This is a genomic window from Curtobacterium citri, assembly GCF_030362955.1.
In the GTDB taxonomy this organism is placed as follows: Bacteria; Actinomycetota; Actinomycetes; order Actinomycetales; family Microbacteriaceae; genus Curtobacterium; species Curtobacterium citri.
In genome coordinates, this window is record NZ_JAUCML010000002.1 from 267035 (window position 1) to 288558 (window position 21524).

At 72.4% G+C, this 21524-nt stretch carries 20 protein-coding genes and 1 tRNA gene; 8 read left to right on the forward strand and 13 right to left on the reverse strand.

Going from position 1 to position 21524, the window contains the following annotated elements; genetic code table 11:
* Positions 1 to 94: 94 nt before the first annotated feature.
* The 3 genes from QUG92_RS03720 to mnmA all read right to left on the reverse strand — a co-directional run bounded on the left by QUG92_RS03720 (position 95) and on the right by mnmA (position 5134).
* Positions 95 to 1456 (reverse strand): alpha/beta hydrolase, encoded by a 1362-nt coding sequence (locus QUG92_RS03720; protein ID WP_289457710.1) that lies wholly within the window; start codon positions 1454 to 1456, stop codon positions 95 to 97.
* 166 nt (positions 1457 to 1622) lie between these two features.
* Positions 1623 to 3965: an NAD-dependent DNA ligase LigA gene (gene ligA, locus QUG92_RS03725; RefSeq protein WP_289457711.1), complete on the reverse strand. Its 2343-nt coding sequence runs from the start codon at positions 3963 to 3965 to the stop codon at positions 1623 to 1625.
* A 62-nt stretch (positions 3966 to 4027) separates the two neighbouring features.
* Positions 4028 to 5134, reverse strand: coding sequence for a tRNA 2-thiouridine(34) synthase MnmA (mnmA, locus tag QUG92_RS03730; RefSeq protein ID WP_289457712.1), 1107 nt, complete (start codon positions 5132 to 5134; stop codon positions 4028 to 4030).
* A 47-nt stretch (positions 5135 to 5181) separates the two neighbouring features.
* Between mnmA and QUG92_RS03735 the strand changes: the two genes are divergently transcribed.
* The 3 genes from QUG92_RS03735 to QUG92_RS03745 all read left to right on the forward strand — a co-directional run bounded on the left by QUG92_RS03735 (position 5182) and on the right by QUG92_RS03745 (position 7519).
* Positions 5182 to 6504: an MFS transporter gene (locus QUG92_RS03735; RefSeq protein ID WP_182046475.1), complete on the forward strand. Its 1323-nt coding sequence runs from the start codon at positions 5182 to 5184 to the stop codon at positions 6502 to 6504.
* An 81-nt stretch (positions 6505 to 6585) separates the two neighbouring features.
* A tRNA-Leu gene (locus tag QUG92_RS03740) sits at positions 6586 to 6666 on the forward strand.
* Between the two features lie 139 nt (positions 6667 to 6805).
* Positions 6806 to 7519 carry a DedA family protein gene (locus QUG92_RS03745; RefSeq protein WP_182046476.1) on the forward strand — a complete coding sequence of 238 codons (714 nt, stop codon included), beginning with the start codon at positions 6806 to 6808 and terminating at the stop codon, positions 7517 to 7519.
* A gap of 124 nt (positions 7520 to 7643) precedes the next feature.
* On the opposite strand, the gene rdgB is transcribed toward QUG92_RS03745, so the two are convergent.
* The 3 genes from rdgB to murI are packed head-to-tail and all read right to left on the reverse strand — an operon-like array spanning position 7644 to position 9807.
* The gene (gene rdgB, locus QUG92_RS03750) at positions 7644 to 8237 is read right to left on the reverse strand and encodes an RdgB/HAM1 family non-canonical purine NTP pyrophosphatase (RefSeq protein ID WP_182046477.1); all 594 of its coding nucleotides are present in this window, start codon (positions 8235 to 8237) and stop codon (positions 7644 to 7646) included.
* Positions 8234 to 8965: a ribonuclease PH gene (gene rph, locus QUG92_RS03755; protein ID WP_182046478.1), complete on the reverse strand. Its 732-nt coding sequence runs from the start codon at positions 8963 to 8965 to the stop codon at positions 8234 to 8236. The genes rdgB and rph overlap by 4 nt, the downstream gene beginning before the upstream one ends.
* A complete protein-coding gene (murI, locus tag QUG92_RS03760; RefSeq protein ID WP_182046479.1) occupies positions 8962 to 9807 on the reverse strand; it encodes a glutamate racemase in 846 nt (281 codons plus the stop codon). The genes rph and murI overlap by 4 nt, the downstream gene beginning before the upstream one ends.
* 93 nt (positions 9808 to 9900) lie before the next feature.
* On the opposite strand from murI, the gene QUG92_RS03765 reads away from it, so the two are divergent.
* Positions 9901 to 11190, forward strand: a complete 1290-nt coding sequence (locus tag QUG92_RS03765) for a nicotinate phosphoribosyltransferase (protein WP_434533036.1) — start codon at positions 9901 to 9903, stop codon at positions 11188 to 11190.
* Positions 11191 to 11208: 18 nt separating this feature from the next.
* On the opposite strand, the gene QUG92_RS03770 is transcribed toward QUG92_RS03765, so the two are convergent.
* The 3 genes from QUG92_RS03770 to QUG92_RS03780 all read right to left on the reverse strand — a co-directional run bounded on the left by QUG92_RS03770 (position 11209) and on the right by QUG92_RS03780 (position 14299).
* Positions 11209 to 11469: a DUF3039 domain-containing protein gene (locus QUG92_RS03770; protein ID WP_289457713.1), complete on the reverse strand. Its 261-nt coding sequence runs from the start codon at positions 11467 to 11469 to the stop codon at positions 11209 to 11211.
* Positions 11470 to 11594: 125 nt separating this feature from the next.
* Complete coding sequence (locus QUG92_RS03775) at positions 11595 to 13166, reverse strand: ABC transporter permease (RefSeq protein WP_289457714.1); 1572 nt, start codon at positions 13164 to 13166, stop codon at positions 11595 to 11597.
* On the reverse strand, positions 13142 to 14299 hold the full coding sequence (locus QUG92_RS03780) for an ABC transporter ATP-binding protein (RefSeq protein ID WP_289457715.1): 1158 nt from the start codon (positions 14297 to 14299) through the stop codon (positions 13142 to 13144). Before QUG92_RS03780 ends, QUG92_RS03775 begins: the two co-directional genes overlap by 25 nt.
* A 298-nt stretch (positions 14300 to 14597) precedes the next feature.
* On the opposite strand from QUG92_RS03780, the gene QUG92_RS03785 reads away from it, so the two are divergent.
* From QUG92_RS03785 to QUG92_RS03800, 4 genes are all read left to right on the forward strand, one after another.
* Positions 14598 to 15293, forward strand: a complete 696-nt coding sequence (locus QUG92_RS03785; RefSeq protein WP_069711608.1) for a phosphocholine cytidylyltransferase family protein — start codon at positions 14598 to 14600, stop codon at positions 15291 to 15293.
* A 43-nt stretch (positions 15294 to 15336) separates the two neighbouring features.
* Positions 15337 to 16161, forward strand: a complete 825-nt coding sequence (locus QUG92_RS03790) for an ABC transporter permease (protein WP_182046482.1) — start codon at positions 15337 to 15339, stop codon at positions 16159 to 16161.
* On the forward strand, positions 16161 to 16931 hold the full coding sequence (locus tag QUG92_RS03795) for an ABC transporter ATP-binding protein (RefSeq protein WP_289457716.1): 771 nt from the start codon (positions 16161 to 16163) through the stop codon (positions 16929 to 16931). The genes QUG92_RS03790 and QUG92_RS03795 overlap by 1 nt, the downstream gene beginning before the upstream one ends.
* Positions 16932 to 17039: 108 nt before the next feature.
* Positions 17040 to 17351, forward strand: coding sequence for a hypothetical protein (locus QUG92_RS03800; RefSeq protein ID WP_289457717.1), 312 nt, complete (start codon positions 17040 to 17042; stop codon positions 17349 to 17351).
* A 26-nt stretch (positions 17352 to 17377) separates the two neighbouring features.
* Here the strand turns inward: QUG92_RS03800 and QUG92_RS03805 are convergent, their stop codons facing one another.
* Genes QUG92_RS03805 through QUG92_RS03820 form a run of 4 tightly spaced genes read right to left on the reverse strand, consistent with a single transcriptional unit; the run spans position 17378 to position 21437 of the window.
* The gene (locus tag QUG92_RS03805) at positions 17378 to 18610 is read right to left on the reverse strand and encodes a CDP-glycerol glycerophosphotransferase family protein (protein WP_289457718.1); all 1233 of its coding nucleotides are present in this window, start codon (positions 18608 to 18610) and stop codon (positions 17378 to 17380) included.
* Positions 18611 to 18662: 52 nt separating this feature from the next.
* Positions 18663 to 19571, reverse strand: a complete 909-nt coding sequence (locus tag QUG92_RS03810) for a glycosyltransferase family 2 protein (RefSeq protein WP_289457719.1) — start codon at positions 19569 to 19571, stop codon at positions 18663 to 18665.
* Complete coding sequence (locus QUG92_RS03815; protein ID WP_434533039.1) at positions 19568 to 20392, reverse strand: CDP-alcohol phosphatidyltransferase family protein; 825 nt, start codon at positions 20390 to 20392, stop codon at positions 19568 to 19570. Before QUG92_RS03815 ends, QUG92_RS03810 begins: the two co-directional genes overlap by 4 nt.
* 1 nt (position 20393) lies before the next feature.
* Positions 20394 to 21437 carry a glycosyltransferase family 2 protein gene (locus QUG92_RS03820; RefSeq protein WP_289457721.1) on the reverse strand — a complete coding sequence of 348 codons (1044 nt, stop codon included), beginning with the start codon at positions 21435 to 21437 and terminating at the stop codon, positions 20394 to 20396.
* Between the last annotated feature and the right edge of the window lie 87 nt (positions 21438 to 21524).

Consider the following 21524-nt stretch of genomic DNA (forward strand, 5'->3'; position numbering starts at 1 on the left):
GCACGGTACGGCGGCGGTCTGGGGTCGTTCTGCTGCGGAGCGGTCGCCTCCTGCAGCCGCCTTCAGGAAGCCCCTCAGGGAGCGACACCGCGGCTCAGTCGCGGGGCTGGAGGTCCTGCGGACGCACCAGGTACATGTCCGGTGCCGTCCCCGGCGCGTGTCCACCGCCCCGGCCGTGCTGCGCCTGGTCGCGCACGAGGTCCCCCCGGCCGACGGCGATGAGCGCGACGTCGTGGAGGGAGGCCGTGCCCGGCTTCAGGTAGTCGTTGTGCCCGACGGGCCGCCGGAACACCCCGTCCGCCGAGGGCGCGGGGGCGGCGGACAGGTCGAGGACGACCGACCCGAACCCGGGCGACCCCGGGTCGGTGCCGAAGTACCCCGAGCCCGCGATCGGGTCGCTGTGCGCGTCGCCGACGTAGACCTGCCCCCGGTGGACGGCGAGCTGGGACGCCGTCCGCACGTCGCTGCCCGGCGACCCGAGGACCGTCAGCGTGTCCGCCTGCATCCGGCCCGACGACAGTGCCATGAGCGCCGTGGTCGACCCGTACGAGTGCGCGACGACGTTCAGCCGCGGTCGGTCGTCGCCGCGGACCGCCTCGAGCCCGTCGACCACGCGTTCGAGCCGCTCGGCCCCGGTCCGCGCCAGGTCGAGGGACAGGATGTTCGACATGTCCGGTGTGCGGTAGCCCATCCAGGCCAGGACGGCCTCGCCGCGTCCCGCTCCCGCTGCCGCCGCCTGCTCGTCGTGGAGTCCCGCGCTCGTGTCGGTGAGGTCGTGCATCTGGCCGGTGACCGTGTAGAACATGCCGGGCACCACGACCGTGACGTCGTCGGCGGTGTCGAGGTCGCCGACCGCGATCGCCGCCCGGCCCGCGCCCCGGGTGTCGAGCGCGACGAGCGAGCGGGGCGCACCGCCCTGCGCGTGCTGCAGGGACACGTCGACCTGGCCGAGCAGGGCGGCCCTCGCGGTGTCCGTCCCCGGGTCGGCGAGACCGGTCCGGAGCGTCAGGCGGTTCGCTCGGTCGCGGACGTCGAACGGGACGCCGTCGAGGTTCCCGACGACCGCCGGCACGGCCGCGACGAGCCGGGAGCGCGTGGCCGACGGGAGGCCCGCCCACCAGGTCGCGACGTCGAGTGCGGTCGGCGGGTGGTCCTGCGCGGTCGCGAGGACCCGGTCGTCGGCGTCGGCGCGCTCGAGGTCCCGCGGGTCGACGGCGACGAGGTCGTCGAGGAACTCCCGGCCGCGGGCACGGGCGAGGGTCTCCAGGTCGACGGCGTCCGCGTCCCCGGGACCAGCGGAGACGGGCACCGGCACCGGCCCCTGCACCGGCTCGACCGGTGCGACCGCGGTGGTGGTCACGACGGCCGCCGTCTGCACCGTGGGCACGACGGGGGCCTCGACCACTCCCAGCGAGTGCATCGAGGCGGTGAGCAGGGCCGCAGCGATGAGCAGCAATCAGGTCTCCCCCGGGAAGGCCGTACCGTCGTCCCCCTCAGGCGACGGGTGATGCTTGCTCGATCCTACGGAAGATGCCCCCCGAACGGGATGCGTGCTGCAACATCCCCCCGGACTGGGGACAACCGGGGGTGCGTCGCGACCCCCGGTCGACGCCCCGGTGTGCTCATGCCTCGGCGTCGTCCGACGCGACGGGACCGAGCGCGTCCGGCCCCTCGGTCACGAGCACCCGGAACTGCTCGGCGTCGATGATGCGCAGGCCGAGTTGCTCGGCCTTCGTCAGCTTCGACCCGGCGCCCGGTCCGGCCGCCACGAAGTCCGTCTTCTTGCTCACGCTCGACGCCGCCTTGCCGCCGGCTGCGATGATCGCCTCCTGCGCGCCCTCGCGCGTGTAGCCCTCGAGGGAACCGGTCGCGACGACGGTCACGCCGCTGAGCACACCGCCCTCGACCGCAGCACCGGGGCCCGGGTGGTCCGGCGTCGTGAACTGCACGCCCGCGGCGGTCCACCGGTCGATGACCTCGCGGTGCCAGTCGACCGCGAACCAGTCGAGCAGCGCGTCGGCGATGATCCCGCCGACGCCGTCGACGGCCGCGAGCTCTTCGCGCGAGGCGTTCCGGATCCGGTCGAGCGAGCCGAAGTGGTTCGCCAGCGCGCGGGCGGCCACGGGTCCGACGTGGCGGATGCTCAGCCCGACCATGATCCGCCAGAGCGGCCTGGTCTTCGCGGCGTCGATGTTCGCGAGCATCTCGAACGCGTTCTTCGACGGGTACCGGCTCGGCTCGCCCGTGTAGTCCGCCCCGCGGGCGTCCGGGTCGAACGGCGGGTCGGTCTTCTTGCGGGCACGGCTGAACGGCGTGACGCGCTTCGGGGTGCCGTCGTCGTCGGACTTCTCCATGCCGGTCTCGGCGTCGCGGACGATCACCTCGATCGGCACGATGTCCTCCATCGTCAGGTCGAAGAGCCCGGCCTCCGTGACGAGCGGGGGCCGTTCCGGACGCAGCGGCTGCGTCAGGGCGGCCGCGGCGACCTCGCCGAGGCCCTCGATGTCGAGCGAGCCGCGCGACGCGATGTGCTCGACACGGCCGCGGACCTGCGCGGGGCAGCTCTCGGCGTTCGGGCAGCGCAGGTCCTTGTCGCCCTCCTTCGCCGGACGGAGCGGGGTCCCGCACTCCGGGCACGTCTGGGGCATCACGAACTCGCGCTCGGAGCCGTCGCGCAGCTCGACGACCGGGCCGAGGACCTCGGGGATGACGTCGCCGGCCTTGCGGAGCACCACGGTGTCCCCGATGAGCACGCCCTTCGCCTTCACCACGTCCTGGTTGTGCAGGGTGGCCTGGCGGACGACGGACCCGGCGACCTCGGCCGGCTGCATCACGGCGAACGGGGTCGCACGCCCGGTCCGGCCGACGCTGACGACGATGTCGAGGAGCTCCGTGTGGACCTCCTCCGGCGGGTACTTGTAGGCGATCGCCCACCGCGGCGCCCGCGACGTCGAGCCGAGTTCCTCGTGCAACGCCAGGTCGTCGACCTTGACGACGACGCCGTCGATCTGGTGTTCGACGGCGGACCGCCGGTCGCCGGTGGTCCGCACGAAGCCCAGGACCTCGTCGACGGTGTCGAAGACGCGGTAGTGCGAGCTCGTCGGCAGGCCCCAGGTCTGCAGGAGCTCGTAGACCTCCGACTGCGAGTGCACCTCGGTGTCACGCTCGAGCTCGCGGACCGGCCACGCGCCGATGCCGTGCACGAGCATGCGGAGGCGGCGCAGGCGGTCGACCATGAGAGCACGCTTCGCCTCGGACTTGCCCTCCTCCTTCTGCCGCAGCGAGCCGGCGGCGGCGTTGCGGGGGTTCGCGAACACGCGCTCCCCCGCCTCGCGCTGCCGGGCGTTCAGCTCGTCGAACTGCGCGACCGGGAAGAAGATCTCCCCGCGGACCTCGACGATCGCCGGGTGCCCCTCGCCGGACAGCCGGTCCGGGATCGTGCCCATCGTCCGGACGTTGCCGGTGACGTCCTCGCCGACGACGCCGTCGCCGCGGGTCGCCGCCGAGACGAGACGACCGTGCTCGTACCGCAGGTTGATCGCGAGCCCGTCGATCTTGAGCTCGGTCAGGAACCGGACGCGCTCGGAACCGGCGTCCCGCTGCACCTTGGCGGCCCACTCGGTCAGTTCCTCGGGGCTGAACACGTTGTCGAGGCTGAGCATGCGCTCGGCGTGCTCGACGGGCGCGAACTGCACCGTCTGCGCCTGACCGCCGACGGTCTGGGTCGGGCTGTCCGGCGTGAGCAGGTCGGGGAAGCGCTGCTCGACGGCGTCGAGCCGCCGGACGAGCGCGTCGTAGTCACCGTCGGAGACCGTCGAGCCGTTGCCCTCGTAGTACTGGTCACGCAGCTCGTTGATGCGCGTCCGCAGCCGCTCGACCTCCCGCTGGGCCTGCGCGGCGTCGAGGTCGGCCGGGGCCAGCGTCTCGAACGTCGAGTCGGCGGAGTCGGAGGTCGTGTCGCTCATGCCTCAGTTCTACCGTGCACCGCCGACCCCGGACGCAGCGGGGCCGGACGGACCCAGCGGCGTCAGACGGTCGCGGGGACCGCGCTGACGGCACGGTCGATGGTGCACTGCCCGAGCACCCGGGTGCCGACGTACACGACGGCGGTCTGCCCGGGCGCGACGCCCGACAGCGGCTCGTCGACGTCGATCACGAGCTCGCCGTCGGTCACCCGCGCGACCGCGGGCACCGGGTCGGCGTGCGCCCGGATCTGCACGTCGCACGCGAACGGCACCGACGGGTCGGCCGGGGCGGTGCCCGCCCACGTGAACCGGGAGCCGGCCATCGACCGCACGTCGAGAGCCTCCTTCGGGCCGACGACGACGGTGTTGTCCTTCGGACGGATCTCGAGGACGAACCGCGGCTTGCCGTCCGGTGCGGGGCGACCGAGGTGCAGGCCGCGGCGCTGCCCGACCGTGTAGCCCGTCGCCCCCTCGTGCGACCCGACCACCGTGCCGTCGCGCTCGACGACGTCGCCCGCGGCGGTCCCCACGCGGTCGGCGAGCCACCCGCGGGTGTCGCCGTCCGGGATGAAGCAGATGTCGTAGGAGTCCGGCTTCTGCGCGACGGTCAGCCCGCGCGCCGCGGCCTCGGCCCGGACCTCGTCCTTCGACGGGGTCGCCCCGAGCGGGAACATCGCGTGCTCGAGCTGCTCGGCCGTCAGCACGCCGAGCACGTACGACTGGTCCTTCGCCCAGGCGGCCGAGCGGTGCAGCTCGCGCGCACCGTCCGCCCCGGTGACGATCGAGGCGTAGTGCCCCGTGCAGACGGCGTCGAACCCGAGGGCGAGCGCCTTCTCGAGCAGGGCCGCGAACTTGATGCGCTCGTTGCAGCGCATGCACGGGTTCGGGGTCCGGCCGGCCTGGTACTCGGCGACGAAGTCGTCGACGACGTCCTCCTTGAAGCGCGCCGAGAAGTCCCAGACGTAGTACGGGATCCCGAGCGCCGACGCCGCGCGCTGCGCGTCCATCGAGTCCTCGATCGTGCAGCACCCGCGGCTGCCCGTGCGCAGGGTGCCGGGCATCCGGCTGAGGGCCAGGTGCACGCCGACGACGTCGTGTCCGGCGTCGACGGCACGGGCCGCGGCCACCGCCGAGTCGACCCCGCCGCTCATCGCTGCAAGTACGCGCATGCATCCAGGGTAAGCCGACGCCGACGACGGGCGTACCGTGGTGCGCGATGACGAGCACCGCGAACGCCCCCTTCGACCGCCGTGGTGTCCTGCTGTCCGGGTTCCTGCCCGCGGCGCTCTTCGCGATCGGCGAGGGCGCGATCATCCCGATCATCCCGATCGCGGCGGACTCGCTCGGCGCGAGCCTGGCGTTCGCGGGCTTCGTCGCCGCGCTCATCCTGGTCGGCGAGCTCATCGGGGACGTGCCGTCGGGGGTCGTCGTCGGACGGATCGGCGAGCGGAACGCGATGATGGGCGCCGCCGTGGTGTCCGTCGTCGGTCTGCTCGTCTGCGTGGTCGCACCGAACGCGTGGGTGCTCGCGCTCGGGGTGTTCCTCGTCGGTGTGTCCACCGCGGTGTTCGCGCTCGCCCGGCACGCCTACATGACGACCGCGATCCCGCTGCGGATCCGTGCGCGCGCCCTCTCCAGCCTCGGCGGCGTCTTCCGCTTCGGCTACTTCGTCGGCCCGTTCGTCTCGGCCGGCGTCGTGCACCTGACCGGCACGACGCAGAGCGCCTTCTGGATCCACGTCGTCTGCTGCCTCGCGGCGGCGGTGGTGCTCCTCGTCCTGCGCGACCCCGCGACGGGCGTGCGCGGTCTGCGGTTGCCGAGCCGCGCCTCCCGTCCGGAGCACGCCCCCGACGGGACGGGCCGGACCGGCGCACCCGAGCCGCACCCCGACGAACCGCCCACCGACACCGGCGCGCAGTTCGTCGAACGCGAGGCCCACGGCCTCTTCCGCACCATCCGCGAGAACCGCGCCGTCCTCGCGCGGCTCGGCAGCGGCGCGGCGCTCATCGGCGCACTCCGCGCCGGGCGGCAGGTCATCCTGCCCCTCTGGGCGGTGAGCGTCGGTCTCGACGACGCGTCGGCAGCGCTGGTCATCGGCATCGCCGGCGCGGTCGACTTCGCGCTCTTCTACACGAGCGGGCAGATCATGGACCGCTGGGGCCGTCTCGCGAGCGCGTTGCCGTGCATGCTCGGACTGGCGGTCAGCTACTTCCTGCTCGCGTGGAGCGGCCACCTGGACGCAAGGGTCGGGTGGTTCGTCGGCATCGCGATCGGCATGTCGCTCGCGAACGGCGTCGGCAGCGGGATCCTCATGACACTCGGTGCCGACCTCGCGCCACGCGGCAACCCCGCTCCGTTCCTCGGGGCCTGGCGCTTCACCGGTGACTTCGGGTCGGCGGCGGCGCCGCTCGTCATCTCCGGCGTCACCGCCGTCGCGTCGCTGGCGCTCGCGAGCGGCGTGATGGGCGTGCTCGGCCTGGTCGGTGCGGGCGTGCTGCTCCGGTACGTGCCGCGGTACCTGCCGCGTCGGCTGCGTTGAGCGTGCGCGGTCCGGTCGGTCGGCCTGGAGGCGCGGCCCGACCCCGACCCGCACGTCGCGCTCGGTAGACTGCCGCTGCTCGCGGGAGTGGTGGAATCGGTAGACACGCAGGATTTAGGTTCCTGTGCCCCAGGCGTGAGGGTTCGAGTCCCTCCTTCCGCACGCTCGGCGGTTCCGCACCCTCGGCCTTCCGCATCATCGGTGGAGTCACACTTCCGACGGATGGCCGCCACGGTCCCGGGCGGTACCCTCGTTCCGCGGGAGTCTCCCCGTGCCCGCCGTCTCCACGACCGGAAGAACCATGCACTCCGTCGCTCTCGCACTCATCCCCTGGCTGGACCCGCAGTACATCCTCGACCACTTCGGGGCCATCGCCGTGCTCGTGGTCTGCGCCATCGTCTTCGCCGAGACCGGTCTGCTGATCGGCTTCGTCTTCCCCGGTGACAGCCTCCTCGTCATCACCGGCCTGTTCGCCTTCGACCGGGGCGGCTCCATCGGCGGCATCCCGATCTGGGTCGCGGCGCTGATGATCGGCGCCGCAGCCTTCCTCGGCGGTGAGCTCGGCTACTACATCGGCAAGAAGGCGGGGCCGCCGATCTTCGAGCGCAAGGAGAGCGGCCTGTTCTCCAAGGAGAACGTCGACCGGACGAACGCGTTCTTCCACCGGTTCGGACCCCTCGCGGTGATCCTCGCCCGCTTCGTCCCCGTCGTGCGCACCTTCGCGCCGATCGCAGCCGGCGTCGGGCGGATGAACTACAAGAAGTACTCGCTCTACAACGCGATCGGTGCGGTGATCTGGGGCGTCGGGGTGACCTTCCTCGGGTACTTCCTCGGGTACATCCCGCCGATCGCGTACGTCGTGCGCAACTACATCGACGTGATCCTCATCCTCGCGGTGGTCGTCACGGTCGTCCCCGCGGGGCTGCACTACTGGCGGACGGCGCGGAAGGCGAAGCACGCGGCCGAGGCCGAGCAGGCGGCGCAGACCCCGACCGACGGCACGGCTCGCCCCTGACCGGCTGACGGAGCCCCCGCGGACGGACGCCGAGTGGCGAGACGCCACACGCAGACCGAGACGCCCCCGGAACCGGGGGCGTCTCGCACGTCCGGGGGCGTCTCGCGTGTGCGGGCACGGCCGGTCAGACCCCGAAGTACTCCCGCACGATCGGCGCGATCCCCCGGAACGCCTTCGACCGGTGCGACAGCGCGTTCTTCTCCTCGCGGGTCAGCTGCGCTGCCGAACCCTCCGCGTCGTCCGGGTGGAAGACCGGGTCGTACCCGTGCCCGCCGTCGCCGACCGGCTCCGTCAGGACCTCCCCGTTCCACACCGCCTCGAACAGGTGCTCGGTGCCGTCGGGGGTGACGAAGGCCGCCGCGCAGACGAAGGCCGCGGTGCGCTCGACGACACCCTCCAGGTTCCGGAGCAGGAGCGCGATGTTGTCGGCGTCCACCCGGGTCCCCGCGTAGCGGGCGGAGTGGATGCCGGGCGCGCCCTCGAGGGCGTCGACCGCGATGCCCGAGTCGTCGGCGAGCGCCGGCAGCCCGGTGTGCGCGACGGCCGCGCGCGCCTTGATCAGCGCGTTCGCCGCGTAGGTGTCGCCGTCCTCGACCGGCTCCGGCCCGTCGTAGCCGACGAGCTCGACCCCCTCGCCGAGCGCCTCGCCGAGGATCCCGCGGAGCTCGACGACCTTGCCCTGGTTGTGCGTCGCCAGGACGACGGTGCGCCCGGTCACGCCAGCCCCAGCGCGTCCCGCTGGACGGCGGCGAGCGACCGGTTGCCCGCGAGCCCGAGGTCGAGCAGCGTGTCGAGCTCCGCGCGGTCGAACGGCGCGTGCTCGGCGGTGCCCTGCACCTCGATGAACTTCCCGGAGCCGGTCGTGACGATGTTCATGTCGGTGTCGGCCGCCGAGTCCTCGGTGTACGCCAGGTCGAGCATCGGCTCCCCCTTGACGATGCCGACCGAGATCGCCTGCACGCTGTCGGTCAGCGGCGTGGCCTTCTTCGCGATGAAGCCCTTGTCGCGACCCCACTCGATCGCGTCGACCATGGCGACGTACGCGCCCGTGATCGACGCCGTGCGGGTGCCCCCGTCGGCCTGCAGCACGTCGCAGTCGAGCACGAGGGTGTTCTCGCCGAGGCCCTTCATGTCGACCACGGCACGCAGCGACCGGCCGATCAGGCGCGAGATCTCGTGCGTCCGGCCGCCGACCTTGCCCTTGATCGACTCACGCTGCATGCGCTCGTTCGTCGAGCGGGGCAGCATCGAGTACTCCGCCGTCACCCAGCCCGAGCCCTTGCCCGCCATCCAGCGCGGCACCCCGTTCGTGAAGGACGCCGTGCAGAGCACCTTCGTGTTGCCGAACGAGATGAGCGCGCTGCCCTCGGCCTGCGTGCTCCACCCCCGCTCGATGCTGACCGGACGGTGGTCGGTGGCGCTGCGGCCGTCGATGCGGGTGCTCATGGGGTCCTTTCGGTGCGGGGCAGCGTGATCGCCCCTGTCTGGAGGTGTCCGACGCTCGAGACCTCGGGTCCGAGGAAGCGCCGGGCGAGCCGGATGAAGCCGTTGCCGTCGTCGCCCGTCGCCTCGAACGCGTAGGTCGGCGGTTCGGGGCTGGTGCGTTCGAGTCCGTGTTCCACGAGCCGGCGGTAGACGTCGTTCGCCGTCTCCTCGGCACTCGAGACGAGCGTCACGTCCGGGCCCATCACGTACTGGATCGCCGCGGACATGAGCGGGTAGTGCGTGCAGCCGAGCACGAGCGTGTCGACGTCGGCGGCACGGATCGGCGCGAGGTACTGCGCCGCGACCTCGCGGAGCGCCGGCGACGACGTGTCGCCCGCCTCGACGAACTCGACGAACCGCGGGCAGGCGGCCACGGTCAGGTCGACGTCGGCGGCCACCGCGAAGGCGTCCTCGTACGCCCGCGAGGCGATCGTCCCCACCGTGCCGATCACGCCGACGCGACCGGTGCGGGTCTGCTTCACCGCTGCCCGGGCCGCGGGCTGGATGACCTCGACGACGGGGATGCCGTAGGCCTGCTCGTACCGTTCCCGCGCGTCCCGCAGCACGGCCGACGACGCGGTGTTGCACGCGATCACGAGCGCCTTGACGCCCTGGTCGACGAGGTCGTCCATCACCTCGAGCGCGTAGCGCCGCACGTCGGCGATGGGCTTCGGGCCGTAGGGCGAGTGAGCGGTGTCCCCCACGTACCGGATGCTCTCGCGGGGCAACTGGTCGATGATCGCCCGCGCCACCGTGAGCCCACCGACGCCGCTGTCGAAGACTCCGATCGGTGCATCCGTCACCGCACCAGCGTACCGAGCCGCGCCGGGGCACCCCCACCGGTCCCGACCGCGCGCCGCAGCCGCACCCACCTCCGCGTCACTAGTGTCGGGAGCGTGACCACCGCACTCCTCACCGACCAGTACGAGCTCACGATGGTCGACGCGGCCCTCAAGGACGGCACCGCCGATCGACGCTGCGTCTTCGAGGTGTTCTCCCGCCGCCTCCCCGACGGCCGCCGGTACGGGGTCGCCGCGGGTCTCGGCCGCTTCCTCACCGCCCTCACCGAGTTCCGGTTCGGCGACGACGAGATCGGCTTCCTCCGGGACCGCAACGTGATCGACGAGGGCACCGCTCGCTGGCTCGCCGACTACCGCTTCACCGGCGACGTCCGCGCCTACCGCGAGGGCGAGGTGTTCTTCCCGAACTCCCCCGTCCTGCAGGTCGAGGGCACCTTCGCCGAGGCCGTCGTCCTCGAGACCCTCGCGCTGAGCGTCTTCAACGCCGACTCCGCCATCGCCGGCGCCGCGGCCCGCATGGTCTCCGCCGCCGACGGCCGTCCGCTCGCCGAGATGGGCTCGCGCCGCACGGGCGAGTGGAACGCCGTCGCCGCCGCCCGAGCCGCGTACATCGCCGGGTTCGGCGCGACGAGCAACCTCGAGGCCGGCCGCACCTGGGGCATCCCGACCATGGGCACCGCGGCGCACGCCTTCACGCTCCTGCACGATTCCGAGGAGGCCGCGTTCCGCTCCCAGCTCGACGCCCTCGGCGACGGGACCACCCTGCTCGTCGACACGTACGACATCGAGGCGGCCGTCGAGACCGCGGTCCGGCTGACGGACGGCCGGCTCGGCGCGGTGCGCATCGACAGCGGGGACCTGCCGAGCGTGGTCGCGTCGGTGCGGGCACAGCTCGACCGCCTCGGTGCCACCGCCACGAAGATCACGGTCACGAACGACCTCGACGAGTACACGATCGCCGCGCTGCGGGCCGCCCCGGTCGACTCCTACGGCGTCGGCACGAGCGTGGTGTCCGGCTCGGGCCACCCGGCGGCGGGCATGGTGTTCAAGCTGGTCGCCCACCAGACGCCGTCCGGCGACGAGTGGGTCCCGGTCGCGAAGAAGTCGGCGGACAAGGCCTCGACCGGCGGACGCAAGGAGGCCGGCCGTCGACTCCGCAACGGCATCGCCACGGCCGAGGTCGTGCTGACCTCCGGCCGCGTCGGCCCGGACGAGCGCCCGCTGCTCGTCCCGGTGGTCGAGCACGGCGAGGTCGACCCGGCGTTCCTCGGGGTCGCCGGCGTCGAGGCCGCACGGGCGCACCACGAGCGCGCGAAGGCGGAGCTGCCGGCGGACGCATCACGCATCGGACGCGGCGACCCGGCGATCCCGACCCTGGTGATCTGAGCGGGGCAGCGGGCCCGGTTACTCGGCCTTCATCTTCTCGTAGATCGCCTTGCAGTCCGGGCACACCGGGAACTTCTCGGGGTCACGGCCCGGGATCCACTTCTTGCCGCAGAGCGCCTTGACGGGCTTGCCGGTGAGGGCCGACTGCAGGATCTTGTCCTTCTTGACGTAGTGCGAGAAGCGCTCGTGGTCACCGGGCTCGATCGCCTCTTCCTCGATGAGCTTCTCGAGTTCGCGGTCCATCACGTCGAGGCCGCCGCCGGGTTCGGTCATGCTCATGTCCCCAGGGTACGACGGTGCGGCTGCGGCCGCGACGGACGGGAGGCGCGAGGCGGGCCCGCCACGCGCCTCCCGTCCGGTGGGTGGTCACGGGACGGCGACGCGTCCCGTCCCACGCGTACCGCTCAGTTCCGCTGGGCCGCCGCGAGCAGGTCCGGACCGTGCTTGTCGAAGAGGCGGCCGCCGACCGCGACGCCCACCGCGAGGACGAGCAGGCCCACGGCGCAGCCGACCACGAGGGTGGCGAGCGCCCAGGGTTCCGGCCCCTCGACCGCGGTGAGCACGGCCAGCCAGACCGCGGGCACCAGCGACAGCAGGATCCCGACGACCATCGTGGTCTGCGCCACCATCGCGGTCGTCCCGGCCGCCTGCGGCTGCTGGAACGGGTGGTCGCCGGGTCGGACCGTCGGGTAGGGCAGGGCCACGGAGACGATGCTGGACAGGCCGAGCCCGGCGAGCAGTGCGCAGACGGCGATGCCGGTCAGCACCGGGAAGGCGGTCTGGTCGCCGAAGAGCCGCGCCGAGACGGCCGCGCCGGCGACGACCAGGGGCAACCCGACGACGAGCACCGGCACGAGTCGACCGAGTCGGTCGCTCCACCCGGGGGCGCCGGACGCGACGTGCAGCCAGACCGCGGTGTTGTCGTAGGAGACGTCGTTGTGCGGCAGGAAGCCCGCGATGAGGGCCATGATCGGCAGCGGGACGAGCGCCGTCCAGTGCCACGGGACGCCGGCGACGCCGAGGGGCAGCACGACGATCGGCACGAACAGGATGACCAGGTACGACATCCGGTACCGCGGATCGCGGGCCCAGTAGGTCAGGGCGCGGGCGGCCACGGCACCGAGCGGACTCGACCCGAGCGCGTCGAACCAGCCGAGGCCGCGGTAGCGGCGGGTGGACGCACGACCGTCGACGGCCTCGAGCGCACGCCCGACGATCGCCCACCACGCCCACGCGAGCAGGGCGACGACGACGAGTGCGACGAGCAGCTTGAGCACGCCCTCGCCCACCCGGCCGCTCGCGACGTCCGCGGGCACCGCCCAGGCCGCACCCCACGGGGTCCACCCGGCCACGTCGGCGACCCGGCGCAGCTCGCTGCTCGCGGGGTCGAGCCAGTCGGAGCGCAGCAGGAGCGAGACGACGGGGAGCCCGAGCACCACGATCACGAGCGCGGCGAGCCAGCCGGCGTCGCGGGAGCGCTGCGGGCCGACGAACACGGCACCGACCGCGCAGCCGACCCGCACGAGCAGTGCGCACGTCGCGACGGCGAGCAGGGCGGCGAGGGTCGCGAGGACGGCGGTCCCGCCGCTGCGCGACCACGCACCGACCTGGCCGACGGCGACGATCGCGACCGCGAGCACCGGGACCCCGACGAGTCCTGCGACGGCGAGACCGACGACGAGGCGGCGCCGGTCGATGCCGAAGACCGCGAAGCGCCGCGGGTCGAACTGGTCGCTGCGTCCGACGACGAGCGGCACGAGCGTGAAGGCGACGGAGACGAAGGTCCCGACGGGCACCGCGATCGAGCGCGCGACCTCGACGGGGGCGCCGCGCAGGGCGAGCAGCTCGCCGGCGACGAACACCGCGGCGAGCAGGCCGAGGAGGCTGCCGAGCACGACGAGCACGGACCGACGGGCACCGCCGCGGACCTCGCCCGCGAGCAGGTCGACCCTCAGTCGGAGAAGCTGTGCAACCATTCCATGCTCTCTGCCACGACGCGGCCGCCCGCGAGTTCGACGAACTTGTCCTCGAGGCTCCGACGACCGCGGACCTGCGCCATCGTGCCGGAGGCCAGGACGCGGCCGCCGACGATGATCGCGACCGAGTCGCACGTGCGCTGGACGAGCTCCATGGAGTGGCTCGAGAGCACCACGGTCCCGCCGCCGCGCGTGTAGCGGCGCAGGATGTCCGTGATCGTCGCCGCGCTCACCGGGTCGACGGACTCGAACGGTTCGTCGAGCACGAGCACGCGGGGCGAGTGGATGAGCGTCGCGGCGAGGGCGATCTTCTTCGCCATGCCCACCGAGTAGTCGGCGACCTGGCGACCGAGTGCCTCCCCCAGGCCGAACGCCTCGGCGAGGTCGGCGCTGCGCTCCCGAGCGGTCGCACCGTCCAGGCCGCGGAGGGTCGCCGAGTACTGCAGCAGCTGTCCGCCGGTCAGCCGGTCGAACAGGCGCAGCCGGTCGGGCAGGACACCGAGGGCGCGCTTCGCCGCGGTCGGGTCGGACCAGACGTCGTGGTCGAGCACGGTCACCGTCCCGGCGTCCGGGCGCAGCAGTCCGGTGACCATGGAGAGCGTCGTGGTCTTGCCCGCACCGTTCGGTCCGACGACGCCGAAGATCGAGCCCTGGCGGATCTCCAGGTCCACCTCGTCCGCGGCGAGGGTCTGCCCGTAGCGCTTCACGAGGCCGCTCGCGCGCAGCACGACGGGCTGCTGCGGCTGCGCGGCCTGCGCGGCCGTCGCGGTCGCGGTCGGCTGGCGCTTCGGCGTGCGCTTCCGGCCCGCTGCGCCAGCGGCGGCTGCGTCGTCCTCCGCCCCGGTGGGCGCGTCGGCCGTGACGACGGAGCCGTCACCGCGTCCCGTCGCGGCGGCGGTGCCCGGTCCGGCGGGTCGGGACGCACGGCCCTTCCCCTTCCCCTTGCCCTTCCGCGGTGTGCGGGTCGGCGCGGGTGCGGCCGTCTGCTCGTCGGTCATCTCGTCACCATCGGAGGCGTCGCGCGCATCCCCGTCCCCCACGTCGTCGGCGGCGTCCCCGGCCTGGTCGTCCGCCTCGGTCGTCCAGGCGGCGTCGGACGTCGCGTACACGTCGTCGTCATCAGCTGCAGCCACGGCCCAACCGTACCAACGCGTTCCGGACACCGCGGACGCCGGACACCCGAGTCACGAAACGGGCACGAATCGCGTCGGGACGTACCCCGACGGCCGCTCGTTCCGTATCATTCACCAGGGCACGACGGAGTGTTCACCACTTGGAAACCTGCTCGCGCGGGGTTCCCCGATCGATTCGTCGCCCGCCGGAAGGCGCGGTTCCCGGACGTTCTCGGAGAACTCGGACGTTGCGCGAGCACACTGACGAGGCCCGCCCGCGCCCTCCGGGGCGTGCGGGCGGACACCGGAAGGGACCAGCATGACCACGCAGATCGTCATCCTCGCCGCGGGGATGGGCAGCCGCCTCGGCCGCAGCCTGCCGAAGCCGCTGACCGAACTCAGCGACGGCCGCACCATCATGCAGCAGCAGTTCGACAACATCCGCGCCGCCTTCGGGTCGAGCGCCCGGGTCACGATCGTCGTCGGGTACAAGTCCGAGTACATCGTCGAGGCCTTCCCCGAGGCGAACTTCGTCTACAACGAGTCCTACGACTCCACGAACACCTCGAAGAGCCTGCTGCGCGCCCTCAAGGCGACCGGCAAGAGCGGTGTCCTCTGGATGAACGGCGACGTCGTGTTCGACCCGCGCGCCCTCGTGCGTGCCGCCGACATGATGGACCAGGACCGCTCCTTCGTCAGCGTCAACACCGACAAGGTCTCCGACGAGGAGGTCAAGTACACCGTCGACGCGGACGGGTGCATCCACAAGCTGTCGAAGCAGGTCGTGGGCGGTCTCGGCGAGGCCGTCGGCATCAACTACGTCTCCTCGCAGGACAAGCAGGCACTGATCCGCCAGCTCGGCCGCGTGGACGACCAGGAGTACTTCGAGGGCGGCATCGAGGCAGCCATCGCCGAGGACGGGCTACGCTGGTCGCCGATCGACATCTCCGACCTGTACGCGGTCGAGATCGACTTCGCCGAGGACCTCGAGCGCGCGAACGAGCTGTTCGCCTGAGCCACCGTCAGGGTCCCTCGGCGGTACCGCCCGGAGGGAAGCCGTGACCACAGCGAGTGCGCCGACCGTGCCCGCGACGACCGCTCCGCCGTCGTCTCGGAGCGCCGGTCGGCGCTACCGTCAGGCGCTCTGGCTGCTGACGGTCCGTGACCTGCGGGTCCGGTACTCCACGTCGGCACTCGGGTACTTCTGGTCGATCCTCGACCCGCTGGTGATGTCGGCGATCTACTGGTTCGTCTTCACCCAGGTCTTCCACCGCGGGTCGGTCGGCGAGGAACCGTACATCGTCTTCCTCCTGTCGGCCCTGCTGCCGTGGATGTGGTTCACGGGAGCGGTCTCCGACTCGACGCGTGCCTTCATCAAGGAGAGCAAGCTCATCCGGTCGACGACCATCCCCCGGAGCATCTGGGTGGCACGCGTCGACGCGTCGAAGGGGATCGAGTTCCTCCTCAGCTTGCCGGTGCTCGCGGTGTTCGCGATCGCGACCGGGGCGACCGTGCACTGGGAGCTCGCGCTGTACCCCCTCGCCATCGTCCTGCAGTGCGCGCTGGTCTACGGCCTCGGCCTGATCGTCGCGCCGCTCGTCGTGTTCTTCCGCGACCTCGAGCGGGCCGTCAAGCTCGTGCTGCGCTTCCTCTTCTACGCGTCGCCGATCATCTACGGCACGCACGCGCTCCCCGACCGTCTGCGCGACATCGCGGCGCTCAACCCGCTGAGCGGCATCTTCGGGATCTACCGATCGGCCTTCTTCCCGAACCAGCTCAACTGGTTCGAGGTCGGGGTGTCGGTCGTCGTCACCGTCGTCGTGCTGGTCGTCGGGCTGGTCGTGTTCCGGCGGAGCGAGCACCGCGTGCTGAAGGAGCTGTGATGACCACCACCGACCGGACTGCGCCCTCGACCACGGTCGCTCCCGTCATCTCGGTGCGCGATGCGGGCATCCGGTTCAAGCGGAACCGGCGCGCGAGCCGGAGCTTCAAGGACCTCTTCGCCGGCAGCGACCGTCGGAAGCGCGCGGACGAGTTCTGGGCGCTCCGGGACGTCTCGTTCGACGTCCGTCCGGGCGAGGCCATCGGCGTGGTCGGTCGGAACGGCCAGGGCAAGTCGACCCTGCTCAAGCTCGTCGCGCAGGTCATGCTCCCGGACGAGGGCCGGGTGCAGGTGAACGCGGGCGTCGCCCCGCTCATCGAGATCACGGGCGGCTTCGTCGGCGACCTGTCGGTACGCGACAACGTCTGGCTCACGGCCGGTCTGCACGGCATGTCCCGGGCCGAGATCCGCGCGGCGTTCGACGAGATCATCGCCTTCGCGGAGATCGGCGACTTCGTCGACACCCCGTACAAGCACCTGTCCAGCGGCATGAAGGTGCGCATCGCGTTCGCGGTCATCTCGCGGCTCGACGAACCCGTCATCCTGGTCGACGAGGTCCTCGCGGTGGGCGACAAGGGCTTCCGCGAGAAGTGCTACAAGCGCATCGAGGAGCTGCTCGCCGCGGGCCGGACGCTCTTCTTCGTCTCGCACAGCGACAAGGACCTCCGCCGGTTCTGCGACCGCGGCCTGTACCTCGACAAGGGCCGGCTGCAGCTCGACGACACCATCGAGGCGGCGCTCGCCCGGTACGCCGCGGACCACGGCGCCTGACCCACCACTCCTCCACACCGGGAGCCGCCCGACGCTCCTCCACAGGCCGACCGGCGCACCGGTCTCCCGAGGCCCCCGACGTCGGCCCCTCCCCCTAGCGTGTCGCCCATGCACCACCCACCAACGGCATACGCAGTCCCGTTCACCGTCGACCGATCCCGGGCACCACGTCGCTACGACCTGGTGAACACCGGCTCCGAACCGCTCCACGCGATCTCGCTCACCCACCTCGGCAACGGGTACTGCCCGCCGCTCGCCGTGAACCAGCTCGACCCCGGGCGCTCGCTGTCCATCGCGGTCTTCGGTGCCGACCCCGAGCAGACCGGCATCGTCGTCGTCCGGTGGCGACGTCCCGACCGCTCCGAGTACCTCTGGCGGATGTCGCTCGTCGGTGACCGTCTGGTCGGACTCGCCTGCTGACGGCGGGCACGGCCGACGCCGTGCCGTCAGGACGCGCCGCGCGCCGCAGCCTCCTCGTGCCAGCGAGCCACCAGCTGGTCCACCGCGGTGTGCAGGCGGGCGGTCGCCACGCCGGGTGTGGTGTCGCCGAAGTAGTGCTGCACCCAGCGCCGGAGCTTCGCGAGCTCCTCCGCGTCGGTCGCGGCAGCGTCCACCCGGGCGACGACGTCCTCCGCGTCGGCGGCGTGCAACCAGTCCGCGTCGCCGAGGTACCCGCGCTCGTCGACGTCGGCGCCCGGGGCGGCCGGCCGTGTCACGATGAGCGGCTTCCCGACGGCCAGCCGGTCGTAGATCATCGCGCTGATGTCCGTGACGGCGACGTCGGCGTCGGCGAGCTGCCACCCGAGCTCGGGCCCGTCGTCGTACACGTGGTGGGCCGCCGGATCGGCCGCGTTCGCCGTCGTGATCGCGGCGACGATGCGCTCGTGCGCGGCGCGGTAGGTCGGGTCGAGCACGCCGCTGCGCGGGTGCGGCCGGTAGACGAGCCGGTGCCGCGGGGACGCCAGCAGTCGCTCCGCGAGCGTCACGCCGTGCGTCGCGATCGACCCGTAGGCCGCCGCCGCCCGGTCGCCCTCCCACGTCGGCGCGTAGAGCACGACCGTGCGGTCGTCCGCGGGGTAGGGCACGGCACCGGCGAAGTGGTCCGCCTGGGGGCGGCCGATGGCGGTCGTCCGCGCGTCGACGTCGTAGCCCCAGAGCGCCGCGGCCAGGCGCTCGCGTGCCGCGTCACCTGCGATCAGGGCGTGGTCGTACGCCTTGAACTGGTTCGTCGTCATGTACATCTTGTCGCTCTCGCCGTGGTTGACGAAGACGTGCCACATGCGGCCGTACCGCATCATCTGGAAGTTGCGGGCGTTCTGGTTGACGTACAGGACGATCTTCGGGGCCTGCTCGTCGACGAACCGTTCGAGGTCGACGACCTGGCGGGCGTACACCACGGGGACGGGCGACTCGTCGAGCAGCGTGGTCATGGTGCCGGGACTGCGGGAGACGATGGCCACCGGGTGCTCGGCAGCGAGCTCGGCCAGCGGGGCGTACCACTGCCGCACCTGGTACATGTTCACCGGGCCGTCGGCGAAGTACACCGCGATCTCGATCGATCCCGGCGCGAGGGCGGGCACGGACGGCAGCCGTCGGGCGAGTTCGCGACGACTTCGTCGCGAAGCCACCAGGCGCTGGGCGAGGCGGATGGCGGTCCGGATGTCCTTCATGACGGGCATGGTGGTCCTCAGGGTACGTCGGTGGTGCTGTCGGGCTCCGGAGTGGCCGCGGTCAGACGACCGGCGGGCGACCCGCCAGCGTCATCCGGCCGATGGTCAACCACCCCATCGTGTGCGCCGCACCGCAGTCGGCGGTCCAGCCCTCGCGCACGCCGGCGAACCAGGTGCGCAGTCGTCCGGGGTGTCGCCACCAGCGCGCGACCTGGATCGCGGCCCACGAGCCGACGTACAGCGGACGGAGCACCGCGGGCAGGTTGCGACGGGCGAGGAACACCCGGTTCCGGGCGTTCAGCCGGATGTACTCGGTGTGCCGAGCGGGGTCGATCGCCGGGTGGTGGGCGACGAGGTCCCCGGCGTACCAGGCGCGTCGACCGGCGTCCCAGACGCGCCACGCGAGCTCGATGCCCTCGTGCGCGTAGAAGTACGGCGCACCCCAGCCGCCGACCGCGCGGTAGACGTCCATCGGCAGGACCACGGCGCCCTCCCAGACGGAGAACACCGGCGACGAGTCCGTCGGTGCGCCCTTCCGGATGCGCGGCACCCAGCGGCGGGGGTTGGCGACACCGGTCGGGTCGACCACCCGGGGCTGCACGAGTCCGAGCGACGGGTCCCGTTCGAACAGCGCGACGGCGTCGCGCAGGAAGGTCGGCGACGGGATCGAGGCGTCGTCGTCGAGGAAGAACACGTGGTCGCCGTCCACGACCTCGGCGCCGGCGTTGCGACCGGCCGGGATCCCGACGTTCTCCGGCAGTGCGAGCGCACGCACGCCCTCCGGCAGACCGGTGGGCGCCCAGCCGTTGCCGACGCAGACGACGTCGAGCTCGACGTCCTGCTGTGCGAGGACGCTCTCCAGGCCCCGGCGGAGGTCGTCCGGCCGGGTGCCCTGCGACAGGCTGACGACGGCGATGCGGGGCCGCTCGCGGTGCGGGACCGCGTGGCGCCGGGTCGTGCCGGGCGTCACGCCCGGACCCGCTTCGACGAGATGATCGCGAGGAAGTGTCCGGCGGTCGCCAGGACCGCGAGCGGCAGCAGCGCGCCGACGAGGATCCGGTCGGCGAGCGGATGGCCGATCACCAGTCCGAGCAGGGCGAAGACGAACGCCAGGATCGACAGCTCGACCGAGTGGTACAGCCGGTGGAACGGCAGGAAGCGCGCGGCCTTGCGGAGCGACGCGAGGCGCCGACCGGAGGGCACGGTGCCGGCGTCACGGCGGTCGACGAGCTTCTCGAGCCCGGCGTTCGCACGGGCGACGTGCACCATGTCGTTGAGCGCCTTGTTGAGCACGATCACGAGTCCGAGGGCGCACCCGATGGTCGTCCACATCCAGTCCGCACCGTGGATCGGCCACGTGGCCGCCCGGACGCCGAGCGCGATCGGGATGAGCCCCTCGGTCGTGTAGTGCCCGACCTTGTCGAGGAACACGCCGGCCGGCGACCGGGTGCCCCGCCACCGCGCGACCTCGCCGTCGCAGCAGTCGACGAGCATCTGCAGCTGTCCGAGCACGAGGGCGAGCAGCGCCCCCCAGATCCCCGGGATCAGCAGTGCGGCGGCGACGCTCCAGCCGACCAGGATCATGAGGCCGGTCACCTGGTTCGCCGAGACCCGCGTCCTCAGCAGCAGCCAGGTCAGGTACGGGGAGAGGTCGCGCAGGTACAGCGACGCCGTCCAGTGCTCCGCGTTCGCGCGCGAGCGGACCTCGTCCGGCTGGGCGACCGCGCGGAGCTCCGCGATCGAGGAGGGCCGGGCGCTGCCGCGGCCGGTGGTGTCGTCGGTCAAGGTCAGGTCACCGTCCCGTGTGCGTGGTCAGCTCGGAGGTCCGGGTGAGGAATCCGATGATGAAGCCGATCCCCCAGCCGACGTGGATGCACGGGAGCACGACGATCAGCCAGAGCATGGTCGACGGGCCCGAACGCCGCGCCACGAGGACGGCTCCGAGCACGACGAAGACGAGGTAGACCGCCGGGACGACGAACCCGAGCATCGCCCAGGCGACCGGGGACCCGAGCACGGCACCCACGATCCCGACGATGCCGGCGAGGACACCGAGGCCCATCGCGGCGACCATCGCCGGGGGCACGAAGTACCGCAGCCCGTTGTTCGCGGGGAACCGGCGGGCGAGCTCCCCGCGCCACAGGCCGGTGGCCACGAACTGCCGACCGAGCCGTCGCAGACTCGGCCGCGGACGGTAGGTCACGACGAGCTCGGGGGTGAACCACACCGTGCCACCGGTCTGGCGGAGACGCCGGTTCAGCTCCCAGTCCTGCCCGCGCTTGATGCCCTCGTCGAACAGGCCGACCGCGAACAGGCGCTCGCGCCGGAAGACGCCCAGGTACGCGGTCTCGGCCGGACCGGCCTTCCCACCGACGTGGTGGGGCGTGCCGCCCAGTCCGACGCGGCTGCCGTAGGCCAGGGCCACTGCGCGCTCGAACGGCGTCCGCCCCTCGGCGTGCATGATGCCGCCGACGTTGTCGGCACCGGACTCGAGCAGCACGCGGACCGCGGTGCGCGTGTAGTCGGCCGGCAGCACCGAGTGCGCGTCGACGCGGATCACGACGGGGTGCACCGACGCCCGGATGGCGACGTTCAGGCCGGCCGGCGTCGAGCCGACGACGTTCTCGACCGCGCGGACGCGGGGATCGGCGGCGCTCATCTCCGCGACCAGCTCGTTCGTGCCGTCGATCGACGGGCCGAGGGCGAGGATGACCTCGAACGGGCCGGCGTAGTCCTGCTCGAGCAGGCTCGCGACCGCTGCGCGGACCTCGGTGACCTCGTTGAGCACCGGCATCACGTACGAGACCCCGGGCAGGGGCTGTCCGTCTGTCTGCATGCGGTCCTCGGGATCGGGGCTGGTGCGCGGGGCGCACCACGACGGGGCACCGCCCCGGAGAGCAGCCCTGAGCCTATCAAGCGGCCG

What these genes read in the sequence shown, in the direction of transcription:
- ligA (WP_289457711.1), bottom strand. Translation starts at nt 3,965, where the DNA reads ATGAGCGACACGACCTCCGACTCCGCCGACTCGACGTTCGAGACGCTG.
- QUG92_RS03805 (WP_289457718.1), bottom strand. Translation starts at nt 18,610, where the DNA reads ATGCCCGTCATGAAGGACATCCGGACCGCCATCCGCCTCGCCCAGCGC.
- QUG92_RS03775 (WP_289457714.1), bottom strand. Translation starts at nt 13,166, where the DNA reads ATGGTTGCACAGCTTCTCCGACTGAGGGTCGACCTGCTCGCGGGCGAG.
- QUG92_RS03800 (WP_289457717.1), top strand. Translation starts at nt 17,040, where the DNA reads ATGCACCACCCACCAACGGCATACGCAGTCCCGTTCACCGTCGACCGA.
- QUG92_RS03820 (WP_289457721.1), bottom strand. Translation starts at nt 21,437, where the DNA reads ATGCAGACAGACGGACAGCCCCTGCCCGGGGTCTCGTACGTGATGCCG.
- mnmA (WP_289457712.1), bottom strand. Translation starts at nt 5,134, where the DNA reads ATGCGCGTACTTGCAGCGATGAGCGGCGGGGTCGACTCGGCGGTGGCC.
- QUG92_RS03795 (WP_289457716.1), top strand. Translation starts at nt 16,161, where the DNA reads ATGACCACCACCGACCGGACTGCGCCCTCGACCACGGTCGCTCCCGTC.
- QUG92_RS03770 (WP_289457713.1), bottom strand. Translation starts at nt 11,469, where the DNA reads ATGAGCATGACCGAACCCGGCGGCGGCCTCGACGTGATGGACCGCGAA.
- rph (WP_182046478.1), bottom strand. Translation starts at nt 8,965, where the DNA reads ATGAGCACCCGCATCGACGGCCGCAGCGCCACCGACCACCGTCCGGTC.
- QUG92_RS03785 (WP_069711608.1), top strand. Translation starts at nt 14,598, where the DNA reads ATGACCACGCAGATCGTCATCCTCGCCGCGGGGATGGGCAGCCGCCTC.
- QUG92_RS03735 (WP_182046475.1), top strand. Translation starts at nt 5,182, where the DNA reads ATGACGAGCACCGCGAACGCCCCCTTCGACCGCCGTGGTGTCCTGCTG.
- QUG92_RS03745 (WP_182046476.1), top strand. Translation starts at nt 6,806, where the DNA reads ATGCACTCCGTCGCTCTCGCACTCATCCCCTGGCTGGACCCGCAGTAC.